Raw genomic sequence first — 15,532 nt, 5'->3', positions numbered from 1 at the left:
GCGAGGGGATCGGGCCATCTTCGATGGGCGGTCAGGCGTAGGCAATGCCCTTGCGGTCCAGGGCGTCCTGGAGGGCCCGCGCCGCGTCGCCGAACCGCTCGGGGCCGGTGAAGCCGTGGCTCTGGGCGGCGACGATCAGGTGGGGTTCCAGCGTGCAGAAGCCGTCGAAGCCGTCGGACACCGCCTCGGCGATGATCCGGGGGATCTGCCCCTGCCCTTCCCCGGCCGGGACGTTCTTGTGGGTCTTGGTGTCGAAGTCCTTGACGTGGATGTGGGTCGTCCGGGGCCGGAGCAGGTCCCACGCCTCGTCGATCTCCTGCCCCACCTCCAGGTAGTTGGCCGAGTCGAACGCGTGCGACAAAGCCGGGGAGTCCACGGCGCGGAGCAAGTCGAGGACCCGGTCGGCGGTGTCGCCGTAGATCCCCTTCTCGTTCTCCAGGAGCAGGGTGATGCCCCGGTCGGCGGCGATGCGGGCCTTCTCGGCCATCCGGCGGACCACCTCGTCGCGGTGGGCGGAGGGCTCGTCGCCGGCCGGGATGTAGTAGGAGAAGATCCGGATCCGGGGCGTCTCGTAGAAGTCGGCCAGATCGAGGGCGATGTTGAACCGCTCCAGGTGGGGCTCGAACGGCTCGTTCGCCTTGATCTTGCCGATCGGCGAGCCGATGGCGCTGAGGCCGACGCCGCGCTCCTTCAGCAGCGACCGGAACGCCTCGTGCTGGGAGCGGTCGAGGTCGAGGACGTTGATGCCGTGGATCGAGCGGAATTCGATGTGACGGATGCCGTGCCGGGCCAGGACGTCGATCTGCTCGACCGGGTCGGCGGCGATCTCGTCGGCGAAGGCGCTGATGCGGATCATGGGACTCGTCTCGGTTCGCGGACGCTGGGGAGGCTCGGTGAGATCGCGAGGGATCGGGATCGCCATCCTACCACCGTCCGGGGAAACCGCCAGCGGCCGGTGGCCAAAGCGGGCCCCTCCGGTTACGATGCGGGGGCTCGCGGCCCCGATCTCCCCCGAACCTCCCATCGCCCCGGTGCCCCCATGCTGGCCACGCTCCTCTGGCCGTTTTTGGTCAACTACCTGATCCTGTTCGCGGCCTGCTACATCATCACCGAGTACGGCCAGAACTACCTGTACGACGAGTCGACCCCGGCCCTGGGGCTGAAGATCGGCGTGGGGACGGCGATCCTGGCGGGCCTGCTGACCTGGACGAGGACCAACTTCCTCACGATGTTCACCGACGAGATCATCTGGACCACCCTCCAGGCGATCGTCTGGTTCGCCGTCTTCACCCTGATCTTCCGGTTCCAGCCCTGGCACGCCGCCGGCATCGGCCTGCCCGCGATGCTGATCCTCACCGGCCTGGCCACCCTGGCCGTCGACAGCATGCTGGCCCCCAAGCCCGCCGAGACCACCGCGACGCGGACGCTCAACAAGCCGATCCGCCGCCCGATCGGCCCCGTCACCGCCCCCGCGCCCGCCCCGGCCAAGTAAGCCCCCGGCCGACCCGGAGATCCGGGTTGGATCGACTTGCCATTGAGATGCGCATCTGCCATTCTGACCGATGCATCGGCCGGCCAGACCGCCCCAGCCCGGGGCGGGTCACGAAGCGCGCGGCCCGGAGATCGGAGCGGAACCATGCGGCGGATCGCGATCCTGGCGTCGGTGTGTGCCGTCCTCCTGATGAGCTTCCTGCCGGGCGGGGCCACGCCCGGCCACGCCGAGCCCCTCCAGAAGAAGAAGAGGGCGGTGCTCAAGAAGGACACCAAGGACACCATCGACGGCGCCCTCTGGAAGTTCCGGGCGACGACCCGCGAGGGCAAGGAGATCACCTTCAAATACCGGGCGACCAACCTGACCCTCTACGACCCGGAGACGGGGGAAACGATCGGCAAGACCGAGAACGCGGGCAAGAGGGCCGCGAAGGTCACCTTCAACGACAAGAGCAAGTTCCCGGGGACCTTCACGATCGACATGCAAAACCCAGGCTACTACACCGGGACGGCGACCCACGACGGCAAGAGCTGGGACCTGAGCCTCCGCGGCATCGACCGTTGAGTCGGAACTCTCTTGTGGGTCGATTGTTCGGCCGAACTCAGGCCGCATTGTTGGGTTCGTTTCGTATGGCTCCCGGGTTCAGGCGAACAGCTGGACGTTGCCGCAGGACTCGCAGCGGCGAGCCCGGAGCTTCCTGCCGTGCCGGAGGATCTTGGACCACCACGGGTCATCTTCGGGGATGAAGTTGATGCCGTTAGCGTAGATGTCGCCCCAGGCATAATCCCGGTCGCCGCAAAGATGGCAGGGCATTTCGGGCTTGCCGCCCACCTCGTCCGCCGCCGCGAACTCGTTGATGACCCCGGTCCTGGACATCGGTCGATCCCCCCGGCTCTGGTTTTGTGGAGTGTCACTTCTTCGGGCATTCGGGACCTTGGCATCGAATATTGGGCGGGCCAGGCTCCCGGACAGGAATTCACGCGATCCCGCACCGATTCATGGCCCACGCCATCCTGGCGATCGGCGATGGATTCCTGTTCAAGCGGACAGGTCATTCGGCCGATGAGATGCATGGAAGCGACCAACGCGATCCATCGGCCTTCGTCCGGCGCCGCCCCGCATCGCGGTCGGCGTGGGACCGCCGTTGGGTTCGTTATTCCTCGGACGGGTGGACGTCGCCCGACCGATGGGGGCGGATGCGCCCGGCCGGCCCGGATCCCGGGCACGGCCATCGCCCGCGATGTCGGGATCGCCAACGGATTGCAAGGGGACTGGATATGGACAAGATGATCACCTGCCTGTGGTTCGAACAAGGTCAGGCCCGCGAGGCGGCCGAGTTCTACGCGAGCGTGTTCCCCGACAGCCGCGTCGGGAAGGCCCACCCCTCCATCGTGGACAACCCGTCGGCGAAGGAGGGGGAGGATCTCATCGTCGAGTTCACCATCCTCGGCCGGCCCTATGTCGGGCTGAACGGCCGGCCGGACTTCCAGCCGAGCATGGCGGTCAGCTTCATGGTCGTGACCGAGACCCAGGAGGAGACCGACCGCTATTGGGACGCCATCGTCGGCAACGGCGGCGCGGAGAACGCCTGCGGCTGGTGCCGGGATCGCTGGGGCTTCTCCTGGCAGATCACGCCCCGCGTCCTGCTCGAAGCGACGACCGACCCGGATCGCGCCGCCGCGAAGCGGGCCATGGAAGCCATGATGAACATGGTGAAGATCGACATCGCCGCGATCGAGGCGGCCCGCCGGGGCTGATGGCGTCAAAGCATATCCTCGCGACCGGGTGGTTTTGATTGGCAAGACAACCAAAGCCACCCGCCCGGAGACCGACACGATCGACACTCAGCAGGTCGGTTACGACACGCGGACGCCCACCCACGACGGCAAACCGGCCCGAACCCTGGCGATGGGTTCGTTTTCTCTTTCTCGAAGCGACCCACCCGAGGCATGAGATTGGGTCCGTCCGGGGGCTGAGGATCACGCAAACATCTGGACGTTGCCGCAGGACTCGCACCGCCGGCCCCTCAGCTTGTTGCCGATCCGGAGGATCCTGGTCAGTCGGGGGGCACTATCGGGGATGAAGTTGAGGCCGGCGGCGTAGAGATCGCCCCACGAGTAGTCTCGGCCACCGCAAAGATGGCAGGGCAGGTCCGGCTTGCGGCCGACCTCTCCCGCCGCCAGGTCATCGATTTCCGCGGTTCGGGACATCGGGCGAATCCTCCGCCTCTGAGTTTGTGGAATCACGCTTCTCGGGACATTCGGCGTCTTCCCGTCTGATATTGGACGGGTCATGTCTCCCTGAGCGGGAATTCACGAGGTTCCCGCTACGGCGTCGGGGTCACTCCGATTTGCAGATACGGCCGACCGGGCCCGCGGGGATCGAGGCCGGGCCGGGGTGCGGAGAGAAATACGAGCCGCTCACTTCGAGGCGGTCGGTCGACAGCAGAACCTGCGCCACTCAACAAGCCCGGACGATCCTTAGCTGATCAGGTTAGACGCGATGCAAGACCCGCCACACGGCCTCGACGATGGTCCGCCTCAGAGAGCAGCCCGCACCGCAATCGAAACCATGCAACTCCTGATACCAAAAGACTTCGGCGTCATCCTCGGAGTGCCCGGCTCGGGCGAATGCAAACCCACCCCCATCGGAAACATCGAGCGTCACGAACGGGAATGTCGGGCGCAACGGAAGCGGCTCACCTTCGATGATCTCGACGGCCAAGTCCTGCAAGCCGACGAGCCGACCCAGAGGCGGGATCGAGTCGTCCGAGAAGAGCCATCGCATATGCATCCCGCGACCGGTGCGGAGCATCAGCTCCCGGAGAGGAGCGGGGAGGCGAACGCCAAGTTGATCCTCGACCTCGCGGAGTTCCTCCTCGGTCGCCCCCCATTCCGCGGGGAGCGACTCGAGGAAGCCGAACGCCTCTTTGTCCAGGACATCATTGATGATCATTAATCCAGGATCCGAACTGGCCTGAGAGTGGGACCCTCGCTGATGGCGGCCTGTATCGCCGAAGCCTGCGAAGACCTGTACGGGCCGACTGCACACCGGCCTGCCTCGAAGAAGCCAGCTACAAGATGAAGCCCGGATCAGGCCAGGATGTCGCGGACGATGGTGCCCTCGACGTCGGTGAGGCGGAAGTCGCGGCCGGAGTAGCGGTAGGTGAGGCGTTCGTGGTCGAGGCCGAGGAGGTGGAGGATCGTGGCGTGGAGGTCGTGGACGCCGACGCGGCCGTCGACCGAGCGGAAGCCGAAGTCGTCGGTGGCGCCGTGGACGTGGCCCGCCTTGACCCCGCCGCCGGCCATCCACATCGTGAAGCCGAACGGGTTGTGGTCGCGGCCGTCGCCCCCCTCGGAAACCGGGGTCCGGCCGAACTCGCCGCCCCAGATCACCAGGGTGTCTTCGAGCATCCCCCGGGCCTTGAGGTCGGCGATCAGGCCGGCGATCGGCTGGTCGATCTCCTTGCACTTCTCGCGGATGTTCTTGTTGATCTTGTCGTGGTGGTCCCAGCCCGAGTTGACCACCTGGACGAACCGGACCCCGTTCTCGGAGAGGCGGCGGGCCAGCAGGCAGGTGTCGGCGAACCGGCCCTCGCCGTAGAGCTTGCGGGTCTCGGCCGACTCCTTGCGGATGTCGAACACCTCGGGGGCGGCGGCCTGCATCCGGAAGGCGGTCTCCATCGCCTGGACGCGGGCCTCCAGCAGGGCGTCCTCGGGGCGCTCGGCGAGGTGGTCGGCGTTCATGGCGCGGAGGAGGTCGAGCTGGCGGGCCTGGCGGTCGCGGTCGATCCGCGGGTTGCGGAGGTGGCGGATCATCTTGTCCGGGCTGTCCTGGCCGACGTCGACCGGGGTCCCCTGGTGCTGGCCGGGCAGGTAGCCGTTGCGGGCCACGTTGAAGTAGTTGCCCAGGGAGATGAAGCTGGGCAGGCTCCGGTTCTCGGTCCCCAGGCCGTAGGAGACCCACGAGCCGATCGTGGGGTGGACCATGTCGATCCGCCCCGAGATCATGAAGTTGGTCGCCGGGCCGTGGTTGGGGTTGCTGCCGTGGACGCCCCGGAGGACGCACAGGTCGTCGACCCGTTGCTTCAGGTGCGGCAAAAGCTCGCTGACCTCGATGCCGCTTTCCCCGCACTTCTCGAAGGCGAACGGCGACGGCAGGAGCCCGCCGGTCACGCGCTCGGTGCGCAGGGCCACGCCGTCGGGCCTCTGCCCGGCGTACTGCTGGATCATCGGCTTGGGGTCGAGCATGTCCAGGTGCGACGGCCCGCCCCCCATGAACAGGAGGATCACCCGCCTGGCCTTGGCCGGGAAGTGCGGCGCCGGGATCGACCCGTCCGCCCCCAGCACGCCGTCGGCGTGGAGGAAGCTGGCCAGGCCCAGCCCGCCCACGCCGGCCGACAGGGTCCGGAGGAAATGACGACGGTTGGGAGGAGTCATGGCGAGGTCCGCTCCGGGTCAGTCGACGAACAAGGCTTCATTGCCGATCAGCAGGACCTGCGTCAGCAGCTCCCACGCCCGGCGATCCGGGACGCCGCCGTTCTCCTCGACGAACGCCACCGAGCGGCCGAGTTCGGCCTCGTTGGGCGTGCGGAGCAGGATCCGGCGATACAGGAAGCGGACGCGGTCCTCGGCGGTCCGGTCCCCGTCCAGGGCCTTGCCGGCGAGGGCGTCGGCCTGGGACAGCAGGAACGGGCTGTTGAGGAAGTACAACTGCTGCAACGGCGTGGTCGTCTGGTCGCGGCTTTCGCCGTGGCGGGTCGGGTCGGGGAAGTCGAACAGTTTGAGGAGGTCGGCCTGGCGCTGGCGGCTGACCTTGCCGTAGACCGCCCGGCGATAGGAGATCGAGCGGTCGAGGCTGTCCGACGGCCCGCCCATGGTGGTGTCGAGCATCCCCGTCGCCTGGAGGATCGCGTCGTGCCAGGACTCGACGTCCAGGCGGCGGCGGTGGCCCCGGCCGAGCCAGCGGTTGCCCGGGTCGGCCGCGACGGTCGCCGCGTCGACCTTGCTCCCATGGCGATAGGTGGCCGAGGCGACGATCTCGCGGTGGAGCCACTTGAGCGACCAGCCCGACGCGATGAACCGGGCGGCGAGGTCGTCCAGCAGTTCGGGGTGGGTCGGGGCGTCGCCCAGCTTGCCGAAGTTGCTGGGCGTGGAGACGATCCCGGTGCCGAAGTGCCAGCCCCAGACCCGGTTGACGATCACCCGGGCCGCGAGCGACGCGGCGTCGCCGAAGATCCGGTCGGCGAGGTCGAGCCGGCCGCTGTCCTCGGAGCCGAACGGGGCGGGGTCGCCCGGGGAGAGGACCGACAGGAACCGCCGGGGGACGATCGGCCCGGGGTTGCTGATGCTGCCCCGGACGAACAAAGGGAGGTCGCGGGGCTGGCCGGGGCGATAGTCGATCGCGGTCCAGGACGGGTCCGAGCCGTCGACCCAGAGGCCGGCGTCGCGCACGGCCGGGGCGGTCGGGCCGTCGAACTTGGGGGCATCCTTGAGGGCCTTGAGTTCCTTCTCGACCTCATCCAGCTGGCGGGCGAACCCGGATGGGTCCGTCTTGTCGCGCTCGGCCCCCTTCTTCTGCTCCTGGAGGAAGCCCCGCTTCAGTTCCAGGTGGACCTGGCGGTCGCGGTGGTTGGCCAGGGCCTCGACGACGGCGGGGTCGGCCTCGGCCAACGGGCGCTCGACCATCTGGGTGCTGGCCATGACCCCGGCGAGGGCGTAGTAGTCGGCCGCGGCGATCGGGTCGAACTTGTGGTCGTGGCAGCGGGCGCAGGCCACGGTCAGGCCGAGGATCCCGCGCGAGACCGTGTCGACCTTCTCGTCCCACTCGTCGGCGATGATCGTGCCGATCACCTCGGCCGACAGCTTCGGTTCCTTGTGGTAGACCGGGGCGAGGCCGAGGAAGCCGGTGGCGGCGACCTCGGACCGGGGCAGGCCGGGCATCAGGTCGGCGGCCAGCTGGCGGCGGACGAACTCGTCGTAGGGGAGGTCGTCGTTGATCGCCTTGATGACCCAGTCGCGGTAGGTGTGCGGGTTGCGGGGCGGCTTGCAGGTCGCCTCGCCGGTCGGGTTGTCCTCGGCATACCGGGCCACGTCGAGCCAGAGCCGGCCCCAGCGCTCGCCGTATCGGGGCGAGGCGAGCAGGCGGTCGACCAGCTTCTCATACGCGGCCGGGTCGGCGTCGGCCGCGAAGGCGTCCGCCTCCTCGGGCGTGGGGGGCAGGCCGGTCAGGTCGAACGTGACGCGGCGGATCAGGGTCCGGCGGTCGGCCTCGGCGGTCGGCCGCATCCCCTTGTCGTCCAGTTTCTTGAGGACGAAGCGGTCGATCCGGTTCCGGGTCCAGGCGGGGTCGGAGACGTTGGGCAACGCCTGCTCGACGGCCGGGAGGAACGACCAGAAGCGGCGGCCCTCGGCGAGGTCGATCCCCTTCTGGGGCTTGATGTCCCCGGCGGTCGCGCCGTGGTCGGGCATGGGGGCCCCGCCGGCGATCCAGGCGCGGAAGTCGTCGACCACGCGGTCGGGCAACTTGCTGTCGGGGGGCATCGGGGAGACGCCGTCGCCGTGGGCGATGGCCTCGACCAGCAGGCTGTCGTCGACGTGGCCGGCGACCACGGCCATGCCGGAGTCGCCCCCGGCGCGGATGCCGGCCGAGCTATCGAGCAAAAGCCCGCCCTTGGCCTTCTTGGGTCCGGCGGCGTGGCACTGGTAGCACTTCTCGACCAGCACGGGTCGAATCTTGGTCTCGAAGAACTCGTGCCCCGGCCCCTCGGCCGCCCCGGATCGGGACGCCATCAGGGCGAGCGCACACGAGCACGCGAGGATTACGCTTGAGGGTCGCATCGGGCTCCGTTCGACGAGGGTCGGCCGGCGGGCTCTGGACGTCGGGTGGGGAGGGCCGAGAGGGATGGCCCGGCCCGGACCCGGGAAGGTCGAGGCGATCCATTGATTTTATCATATCCGGGCCGTCTACTGGCAACCTCAAAGCCGACCGGCCGGGGGAGTTGCCATGAGTTCGAACGCCGTCGAATCGATCCGGGACGTCGAACACCTCGAAGACCTGCTCAGCGAGCCGGCCCCGGGGCTGGTCGAGGCGATGGCCCGGATCCGGGGGGACATCCTGATCCTGGGCGTCTCCGGCAAGATGGGGCCGACCCTGGCGCGGCAGGCCCGGCGAGCCTCCGACCTGGCGGGGGTGTCGCGGCGGATCGTGGGCGTGGCCCGGTTCGGCTCGGGGGACCAGGCCGCCCGGCTGGAGGCCCACGGCGTCGAGGCGATCCGTTGCGACCTGCTCGACCCGGACCAGATCCAGGCCCTGCCGGAGATGCCCAACGTCATCTACCTGGCCGGGATGAAGTTCGGCACCACCGGCCAGGAGGCGATGACCTGGGCCATCAACACCTTCCTGCCCGGCCAGGTCTGCCGGAAGTTCCGCCGGTCGCGGATCGTGGCCCTGTCCACCGGCAACGTCTACGGCCTGTCCCCGGCCGACGGCCCGGGATCGCGGGAAACCGACCGGCCCGACCCTCGCGGCGAGTACGCCATGAGCTGCCTGGGGCGGGAGCGGATCTTCGAGCATTTCAGCCGCTCGCTCGGCATCCCGGTCGCCCTGATCCGGCTCAACTACGCGACCGAGATGCGCTATGGGGTGCTGGTCGACCTGGCCCGCGCCGTGGCGGCGGGCGAGCCGATCGGGCTGGCGATGGGCCGCCTCAACGCGATCTGGCAGGCGGACGCCAACGCGATGGTCCTCCGGGCGCTGGAGCACGCGGAGTCGCCGCCGCTGGTCCTGAACGTGACCGGCCCGGAAAACCTGGGCGTGCGCGAGGTCGCCCGACGGTTCGGATCATTGATCGGTCGCGAGCCGATCTTCCGGGGGACCGAGGCGGCCGACGCCCTCCTGAGCGACGCCGGGAAGGCGATCTCGCTGTTCGGCCCGCCCCGGGTCGACGCCGATCGGATGATCGGCTGGATCGCCGACTGGGTCCGGCGCGGCGGCCCGTCGCTGGACAAGCCCACCCACTTCGAGGTCCGCGACGGACAGTTCTGAACAGGATCCGCCCCCATGATCCCGCCCGACATCAGCTTTGCCCTACACCGGGGCCTGGCCCTTCCCGCGGTGCCACTGGCCCTCACCGCCGGTCGCAAGCTCGATGAGCGGCGGCAGCGGGCCCTGTGCCGCTACTATGCGGCGGCCGGCGCGGGCGGGCTGGCGGTGGCCGTCCACACCACCCAGTTCGCCATCCGCGACCCGAAGCACGGCCTGTTCGAGCCCATCTTGAGGCTCGCCGCCGAGGAGATGGGCCGGGCCGACCGCCATCGCCAGGAACGGCTGATCCGGGTCGCCGGCGTCTGCGGGCCGACCCGCCAGGCGGTGGCCGAGGCCGGGACGGCCCGCGACCTCGGCTATCATGCCGGCCTGCTCAGCCTGGCGGCCCTGGACGGGCAATCGGATGAACGCCTACTGGACCACTGCCGGGCGGTCGCGGAAGTCATCCCCGTGGTCGGCTTCTACCTCCAGAGAGCGGTGGGCGGGCCGCCCTTGTCCTATCGATTCTGGAGGGAGTTCGCGGAGATCCCGGGGGTGGTGGCGATCAAGATCGCCCCGTTCGACCGCTACAAGACCCTGGACGTCGTCCGCGCCGTGGCGGAGTCGGGCCGGGACGACATCGCCCTCTATACCGGCAACGACGACGCCATCGTGGCCGACCTGCTGACGCCTTTCCCCTTCGGCGAGCCCGCCCGGCGGATCGTCGGCGGCCTGCTGGGCCACTGGTCGGTGTGGACCCGCCGGGCCGTCGCGTTGCTCGACGAATGCCGGAGCCTGGCCGAGTCGGGATCGGACATCCCGGCCGAGATGCTGCGGAGGGCGGCGGAAGTCACGGACTGCAACGCGGCCTTCTTCGACGCGGCGAACGGCTTCGCCGGCTGCATCGCCGGCTTGCACGAGGTGTTGCGCCGCCAGGGGTTGCTGGAGGGGATCTGGTGCCTCGACCCGGCCGAGGGCCTGAGCCCCGGGCAGGCCGAGGAGATCGACCGGGTCTACCGGGCCTATCCGCACCTCAACGATGACGCCTTCGTGGCCGAGCATCGCGACGCGTGGCTCGGGGGTTGAGCTGGAATCAGGGGCCGGCCTTGAGGTGCGACCGGAGGAATTCGACGGCCTTGAGGATGGCCGAGGCGCCGTCCTCGGCCGAGCCCCCTCCGCCGTGCTTGCCGCCGCGGATCGTGAGCAGTTCGGCGTCGAGCCCGGCGCCGCGATAGGCGTCGCGCATCGTCGTCGACTGGTCGTAGGGGACGATCTCATCCTGGTCGCCGTGGATCATCAGGATGGGGGCGACGCCGGGGCCGACCCGGCGGATCGGGCTGGCCAGGCGGCGGGCCTCGGCCGGGTCGGGGGCGTCCGGGCCGATCAGGGTACGGACGATGCGGTCGGTCTCCTCCGGGAACGAGCGGGTCAGGTCGGTCGGCCCGGCCAGCGAGACGGCGGCCTTGATCTTGAGGGCCGGGTCGGTCGCCAGCATCAGGGCGAGGTGGCCGCCCGCGGACCCGCCCAGCACGGCGACGCGGTCGGGGTCGATCTTCCACTCCTTGGCCCGCTCGCGGAGCGCCGCGACCGCCGCCTTGACGTCGTCATACTGCGCCGGGAAGGGGTGCCTGGGGGCGAGCCGATACTGCACCGAGGCCGCCGCGAACCCCTGCTGGGCCAGGCCGAAGGCGGCGGTGCGGAAGTCGGCCTTGCTGCCCGCCTGCCAGCCCCCTCCGTGGATGCAGACGACCAGAGGGAACGGGCCGTCGCCGGATTGGGGACGGGCCAGGTCGAGACGCAACGCCTCGCCGCCGGCGGTGGCATAGGTGATGTCGGGCTCGAACGCGACCCCCTCCGGGACGGTCGCCTGCCGGGCCCGGGCCCACGCGGCCCCGACCGCCAGGATCCCGGTCACCGCCGCCAGCAAGATCGCACGTCGTCTCATCGATGTTCGTCCCCGCTCCGTCTTTGTTGTTCTCTCCCCGGCTTACCCCTCGCGGGCCCGGCCGGTTTCGGACGCCCGAGATCGAGAATCCGGGAAAGTTCGCCTTGCGGAGATCGGGGACGCGCTTTATAAGCCGTTCGCCGACAACCAAGACGCGACTTCCATGACGGGCAAGGAGGCTCCGATGGGATACGACAAGCACCAGGCGACGCACGAGTTCACCCGCTGGAGCGAGAGCTACGACCGGAGCGTCCTCCAGTGGATGCTGTTCGGGCCGTCGCACCGGGCGATCATCGCCAAGATCAAGCGGGAACACGGCGACAACAAGCCGCTCCGGATCCTGGACGTGGGCTGCGGCACGGGCGTGTTCGCCGGCCGGATCCGCGAGGCGTTCCCCCGGGCCGAGGTGGTGGGCATCGACCTCGTGGCCGGGATGCTGACCAAGGGCAAGGCCCGCTGGAAGCAGCACGCCGACAAGGTGTTCCCGGTGCAGGCTGACAGCGAGCGCCTGCCGTTCGCGCGGGGGACGTTCGACGTCGTGACCTGCGCCAACAGCTTCCACCACTACCCGAACCAGGCCGGGGCCGTCGCCGAGATGCGGCGCGTGCTCAAGCCGGGCGGTCGGCTGATGCTGATCGACGGCTATCGCGACCGCCCCTGGGGCTGGCTGATCTACGACGTCTGCGTCGCCGGGATCGAGGGGGAGGTCCACCACGCCTCGGCCCGCCGGATCCGCGACCTGTACGCCGCGGCCGGCTTCGAAGGCGTCGCCCAGAAGGTCCACCGGGGCCTGGCCCCGTTCCTCCTGTCCGAGGCGGTCGCCCCCGCCTCGGCGATCCCGGCCCCGCACTTCGCCGAGGTCGGGTCGCCGGCCCGCCAGGGCCAGGCCGTCGCCCGCTGACATCGAAGGGGCCGGCCCGCCAGGCCGGCCCCCCGATCGATCCCGGGATGGATTCCGTCCCGCTCAGGCCGTCCCCGGATTCCCATCAACTCCAGCCCGTTTCGCGGACTGGAGGGCGGAGACGACCGGACGGCGGGGCAGGTCGGCCCGCCTGGAAACGGTCGTTGTGTTCTTCCGGGCCGGAGGGGCCGCGTCCGAGGCGCCCGGGGCACGGGCGATCGACACGAACGAGGCGGCCTGCGAGCCCGGCGTCTCGGCGACCGGCAGCGAGGCGCCGGCCGAGCCGAACCGGACGATCACGTCGGCCCCCCCGCCCGCGGGCCGATAGGCGAAGTCGGCCGTGGGGGCGTAGAAGAACGCCAGTTCGGTCCGGCCCGAACCCGAATAATCGCCGGGCACCGGGATGGTCGCATCCCCCCCCGAGCCGAACGCCGCGAGGACGTCGGGACCGCCCCCGGACGGCCGGTAGGCGAAGATCGACGAGCCGGGGAAGAACAGGGCCAGGTCGGCCCGGCCGTCGCCGTCGTAATCCCCCGTGATCGGGACGGCCTCCAGCCCGGGCGCGCCGAACGGGATCAGTTGATCGGCCCCGCCGGACGAGGGCCGGATCGCCATCAGGCCGAGCGTGGGCAGGTAGGCGGCGATGTCGTCCTTGCCGTCGCCGTCGTAGTCGCCGACGGCCGGGAGGGTGAGGCCCGACCCCGCGAAGCCGAACGGGATGATCCGGTCGGGGCCCCCCGAGGCCGGGCGGATCGCGAACTGGCCGAAGGCCGGCAGGTAGACGGCGACCTCGTCGCGGCCGGTGCCGAAGTAGTCGCCCGGCACCGGGATCGACCCGCCCGCGCCGCCCGCTCCGAAGGGGATCAGCACGTCGGGCCCTCCCGACGACGGGCGATAAGCATAGATCGCCGGCCCGGGCAGGAAGGCGGCCACGTCGGTCCGGCCGTCGCCGTCGTAATCCCCCTGGGCCGGGAGGGTCTGCCCCTCCCCCGCGAACCCGAACGGGACCAGGACGCCCTCCCCACCGGACGAGGGGCGATAGGCCAGGGCGCCGGCGACGGGCAGGTAGACGGCGATGTCGGTCCGGCCGTCGCCGTCGTAGTCGGCCGGCACCCCGCCGCCGATCGGGATCGGCGGGTTGAACGCGGCGACGTAGGCGGTGGCGGTCGCGGGGGTCGCGATCGCGTGGGTCGCCGCCCCGCCGTCGGACCAGCCGGCGAAGGTGTAGGTCCGCCCGCCGGCCGCCTGCGAGGCGTCGGCCCCGATGATCCGCTCGAACCCAACCACGCTGTCGAACGTGCGGGGGGAGCGGAACGGCTGGCCGTCCACCGTGACCGTCAGGCCGACCGGCCGGGTCGTCACGGTGAGGGTCGCGACGTTGGGGCTGATGTCCTGGGTGACGACCGTGGTCCGGCCGGCGGAGTCGGTCGCCGTGACCGTGATCCGGTAGGCCACGTCGGTCAGGGTATACGGCCCGGTCGTGCTCGGGGTGAAGCTCGCCGAGGCCGTCCCGGCCGTCTCCGGCACGAACGGGCGGACCGCCGGGCTGCCGCTCGCGATGCTGGTGATGTACTCGACCCGGTACGACAGGCTCGACGCCGGGAGGGCCCCGTCCTCGGGGTCGGTCGCGGTCGCCGTGAAGCTGATCGCCCGGCCGGCGATGAACCGGTCGTTCGTCAGCCCCGAGTCGATCGCGATCGTCGCCGTGGGGGCCTGGTTGGCCGTGGCCGTCAGGGTCGCGGCGGGCGAGGTCCGCGAGCCGAGGCCGTTGGACACCACGACCCGGAATCGGGCCCCGTCGTCCCCGGCCTGCGCGTTGGCCAGGGTATAGCCCGGCCCGGTGGCGCCGGGGATCGGCGCGAAGGCATCGGAGCCGGCCCCGGCACGCTCCCACTGGTAGGCCAGCGGGGCCGCCCCGGTGGCGACCACCGAGAAGGTCGCCGGCCGGCCGATCGTCGCGACCTGATCCTGCGGAGGCTGCGTGATGTTCGGCAACTGGTCCGGGGTCGGGAAGACCCGGTAGACGCCGCTGTTGCCCCGGGACAGGTAGAGCAGGCTCCCGTCGGGGGCCAGCCGCAGGTCCACCACCGAGGCGGCGTCGGAGGCGAACCGGGTCACCCCCCTGGTCCCGGCGTCGATCACGTTGATCCAGCTATTCACGAAGTCGGCGAAGAAGTAATCGCCCTGGTACGACGTCGGGAACTGGGCCGTGGCCGTGGGGGACGGGTTGTAGAAGGCCCCGCCGGTGATCGCGAACCCTTCGTCGGTGCCGGAACCATGCCCATAGGCGTAATATGGTTCGGTGAAGTTGGGATAGGTGGCCTGGTCGAAATTCCCTTCGGTGGTCGGCCAGCCATAATTCAGGCCAGGCAGGCCGACGTTGATCTCTTCGAAAGCCGCCTGGCCGACGTCATTGATGAACATCAGCCCGGTGCCGGGCTGGAACGCGAAGGTGTAGGGATTGCGGAGGCCGACGGCCCAGATCGCCCGGTTCGCCCCGGTCGTCGTCCCGGTGATGCCCGGGAAGCTGGTCGGGTTGTCCGAGGGGATCGACCCGTCGGCGTTGTAGCGGAGGATCTTGCCCAGGCGGTTGGTCAGGTCCTGGGCGTTGGCGCCCCGGGCATTCTCGCCTACGGCGACGTAGAGCTTGCCATCGGGCCCGAAGTGGATCGCCCCGCCGTTGTGGTTGGTCGCCGTGGAGAGGGGGTCGAGTTCGACGAGCACCGATTCGCCCGAGAGCGTGGGCCGGTCGGGGTTGGTGTTGTCGGCCGTGAACCGGCTGATCCGGTTGTGGACGCCCCCGGCGGTCGAGGTGTAATACAGGTAGACGTAGTCGGGGGCGGGGCTCGCCACGTCATAGGCCGGGTCGAAGGCGATCCCCAGCAATCCCCGCTCGCCCCGGGAGTCGATGGCCGAGCCCGGGATCGTCAGCGCGGAGGCCCCGGCGGTGCTGCCGTCGCGGAAGACCTGGACCGTCCCCCCCTGCCCCAGCACCCAGAGCCGGCCGTCCGGGGCGATCTCCATCGCCGAGCCGTTGGAGACCCCGGCCGCGACCGCGACCTCGGAGAACCCCGCCGGCAGGGTGGCCAGGAGCCGGCGGCCTTCGAGCGATTCGAGCCGGGGGCGACGCGTGGGCGATCGGCGCGGGATGGGCATGGAGGGCCTCGAC

At 70.1% G+C, this 15,532-nt stretch carries 14 protein-coding genes; 6 read left to right on the top strand and 8 right to left on the bottom strand.

Features of this window, described 5'->3' with window-relative positions:
• Positions 1–31 precede the first annotated feature (31 nt).
• Positions 32–856: a sugar phosphate isomerase/epimerase family protein gene (locus TA3x_RS20100; RefSeq protein WP_435016454.1), complete on the bottom strand. Its 825-nt coding sequence runs from the start codon at positions 854–856 to the stop codon at positions 32–34.
• Positions 857–1,039: 183 nt separating this feature from the next.
• Between TA3x_RS20100 and TA3x_RS20095 the strand changes: the two genes are divergently transcribed.
• Positions 1,040–1,492 carry a hypothetical protein gene (locus TA3x_RS20095; RefSeq protein ID WP_435016453.1) on the top strand — a complete coding sequence of 151 codons (453 nt, stop codon included), beginning with the start codon at positions 1,040–1,042 and terminating at the stop codon, positions 1,490–1,492.
• Between the two features lie 144 nt (positions 1,493–1,636).
• Positions 1,637–2,056, top strand: coding sequence for a hypothetical protein (locus TA3x_RS20090; RefSeq protein ID WP_435016452.1), 420 nt, complete (start codon positions 1,637–1,639; stop codon positions 2,054–2,056).
• 78 nt (positions 2,057–2,134) lie between these two features.
• Here TA3x_RS20090 and TA3x_RS20085 read toward each other — a convergent pair whose 3' ends face one another.
• A complete protein-coding gene (locus TA3x_RS20085; RefSeq protein WP_435016451.1) occupies positions 2,135–2,368 on the bottom strand; it encodes a hypothetical protein in 234 nt (77 codons plus the stop codon).
• A 401-nt stretch (positions 2,369–2,769) separates the two neighbouring features.
• Here TA3x_RS20085 and TA3x_RS20080 point away from each other — a divergent pair, with 401 nt between their 5' ends.
• Positions 2,770–3,249 (top strand): VOC family protein, encoded by a 480-nt coding sequence (locus TA3x_RS20080; protein WP_435016450.1) that lies wholly within the window; start codon positions 2,770–2,772, stop codon positions 3,247–3,249.
• A gap of 222 nt (positions 3,250–3,471) precedes the next feature.
• Here the strand turns inward: TA3x_RS20080 and TA3x_RS20075 are convergent, their stop codons facing one another.
• From TA3x_RS20075 to TA3x_RS20060, 4 genes are all read right to left on the bottom strand, one after another.
• Positions 3,472–3,702, bottom strand: coding sequence for a hypothetical protein (locus TA3x_RS20075; protein WP_435016449.1), 231 nt, complete (start codon positions 3,700–3,702; stop codon positions 3,472–3,474).
• Positions 3,703–3,985: 283 nt separating this feature from the next.
• Positions 3,986–4,447 carry an SMI1/KNR4 family protein gene (locus TA3x_RS20070; protein WP_435016448.1) on the bottom strand — a complete coding sequence of 154 codons (462 nt, stop codon included), beginning with the start codon at positions 4,445–4,447 and terminating at the stop codon, positions 3,986–3,988.
• Positions 4,448–4,584: 137 nt separating this feature from the next.
• Positions 4,585–5,931 carry a DUF1501 domain-containing protein gene (locus TA3x_RS20065; RefSeq protein ID WP_435016447.1) on the bottom strand — a complete coding sequence of 449 codons (1,347 nt, stop codon included), beginning with the start codon at positions 5,929–5,931 and terminating at the stop codon, positions 4,585–4,587.
• An 18-nt stretch (positions 5,932–5,949) separates the two neighbouring features.
• On the bottom strand, positions 5,950–8,331 hold the full coding sequence (locus TA3x_RS20060; protein ID WP_435016446.1) for a PSD1 and planctomycete cytochrome C domain-containing protein: 2,382 nt from the start codon (positions 8,329–8,331) through the stop codon (positions 5,950–5,952).
• Between the two features lie 166 nt (positions 8,332–8,497).
• Here TA3x_RS20060 and TA3x_RS20055 point away from each other — a divergent pair, with 166 nt between their 5' ends.
• Together TA3x_RS20055 and TA3x_RS20050 are read left to right on the top strand one after the other, a co-directional pair.
• A complete protein-coding gene (locus TA3x_RS20055; RefSeq protein WP_435016445.1) occupies positions 8,498–9,538 on the top strand; it encodes an NAD-dependent epimerase/dehydratase family protein in 1,041 nt (346 codons plus the stop codon).
• Between the two features lie 15 nt (positions 9,539–9,553).
• Positions 9,554–10,603 (top strand): dihydrodipicolinate synthase family protein, encoded by a 1,050-nt coding sequence (locus TA3x_RS20050; RefSeq protein WP_435016444.1) that lies wholly within the window; start codon positions 9,554–9,556, stop codon positions 10,601–10,603.
• Positions 10,604–10,610: 7 nt separating this feature from the next.
• Here the strand turns inward: TA3x_RS20050 and TA3x_RS20045 are convergent, their stop codons facing one another.
• Positions 10,611–11,462, bottom strand: a complete 852-nt coding sequence (locus TA3x_RS20045) for an alpha/beta fold hydrolase (protein ID WP_435016443.1) — start codon at positions 11,460–11,462, stop codon at positions 10,611–10,613.
• A gap of 184 nt (positions 11,463–11,646) precedes the next feature.
• Here TA3x_RS20045 and TA3x_RS20040 point away from each other — a divergent pair, with 184 nt between their 5' ends.
• Complete coding sequence (locus TA3x_RS20040) at positions 11,647–12,363, top strand: class I SAM-dependent methyltransferase (protein WP_435016442.1); 717 nt, start codon at positions 11,647–11,649, stop codon at positions 12,361–12,363.
• Between the two features lie 63 nt (positions 12,364–12,426).
• On the opposite strand, the gene TA3x_RS20035 is transcribed toward TA3x_RS20040, so the two are convergent.
• Positions 12,427–15,519, bottom strand: coding sequence for a PQQ-dependent sugar dehydrogenase (locus tag TA3x_RS20035; protein WP_435016441.1), 3,093 nt, complete (start codon positions 15,517–15,519; stop codon positions 12,427–12,429).
• Positions 15,520–15,532 lie beyond the last annotated feature (13 nt).

The organism is Tundrisphaera macrotermitis (assembly GCF_051175315.1).
Lineage (GTDB): Bacteria > Planctomycetota > Planctomycetia > Isosphaerales > Isosphaeraceae > Tundrisphaera.
Note: the sequence above shows the minus strand (reverse complement) of the source record. Positions and strands in the feature narration are given on the sequence as shown.